General features: G+C 36.8%; 1 protein-coding gene. It reads right to left on the bottom strand.

From position 1 onward, the window contains the following. Positions 1-1,073: 1,073 nt before the first annotated feature. Positions 1,074-1,256, bottom strand: a 183-nt coding sequence (locus tag GM920_RS23795; RefSeq protein WP_235964626.1) for a hypothetical protein, incomplete at its 5' end; no start/stop codon positions are given.

Raw genomic sequence — 1,256 nt, 5'->3', positions numbered from 1 at the left:
TCTTAAAGTAAGCCTGTAGGAAACTACAGGCTTTTCTTGTATATAACCTTTTTTCTATCGGTTTAGTTCCCGGCTGTTTTATTCGATAATCTGTTAGCCTTTGAATTAGCTGATTCCAGTCAGGTGTTCCAGCATATCTCAGATAGTGCTTTTTAGCTCATTCCTTTTTTCTTGTTTCAATTCTATTGATATCTAAAGTCAGCGCTTATCAGTCGTGTGAGAGTTGCTGCTGTCAGAGCAATTTGACAGTGCTAACTGAAAATTTAAATACTGTTAGGTTGATCAGCAATGGATGAACTGCTTTCTGTGGTATTGGTTACTAAGGGAAGTAAATGTACCTATTATGGTAGCTAAACCGAGCAGTATTTGACTGCCAAGGATATTAATTGAATATACGATTGGCAGTAGCTAGCCCTTCCCTGGTACTTTTCTTTCAAGCACCTGAAGAAGGAGTATATCCAAGAAGTATTGGGATTTTTCGAAGTATTAAGTGGTCTTATTACGATCCAACAAGATACCGGGTCTTTTTATCAGCAGGCTATAACTTTGATTTATTATAGATCAGCTGTTAAAATATTAAGGTGTGGTTAGTAGTTAGGATAATTCCTTCTGAATGGACATAAAATTCAGCACTCATTTTTATGGTATGAAACCTGAAAAATGGGAATATAGCGTATAATTTGGGGGAGTTCGGAATCCGGAGATGGAAGCCAGGGTGAGTACCTTAGTGTGACTCAGCCTGAAATGGTGCCAGAATTCACTATTATTGTCCGCGGAATCAAGTCTATTTTTCGATTTTAAGGCTGTGATTCATGTAGTTATGGATGTGGTTCAATTATAAGGGTAATATAGTTTGTGGGGGCGTTTAATTTTCTTACTTTTGCATCCCGCTTCGGAGGAAGGGTTTGTGTGCGAGAGTTACAGAGAGAAGAATTTGAAAGATTGCAGTAGAGATGAGTCAGAGGTTGTTTTAAAGGTTTAATCACCAAATAAAACAAAGTAAAAAAAGTTTAAATAAAAGCTTGACAATATCAAAAAGATTTCTACCTTTGCAGTCCCAACAAAAACGGGGGTTACCAAACGGAGTTTAGTAACAAAACAAAAAGACTGAAACAATCGAAGTTTATTCTAAACAAGATTGCAACATATACAAGAGGATCCGTGAGGTGATTCGAGAAGTTCATTAAAGAGATGTCATTTATATACGTAGCGAGGTAAGAAAGTACGGTTTCAAAGTACATGAAAACCAACGCTAT

Source organism: Pedobacter gandavensis, from assembly GCF_014172405.1.
Lineage (GTDB): Bacteria > Bacteroidota > Bacteroidia > Sphingobacteriales > Sphingobacteriaceae > Pedobacter > Pedobacter gandavensis.
The sequence above is the reverse complement of the archived record's forward strand: the minus strand, read 5'-3'. Positions and strand labels throughout refer to the sequence as shown.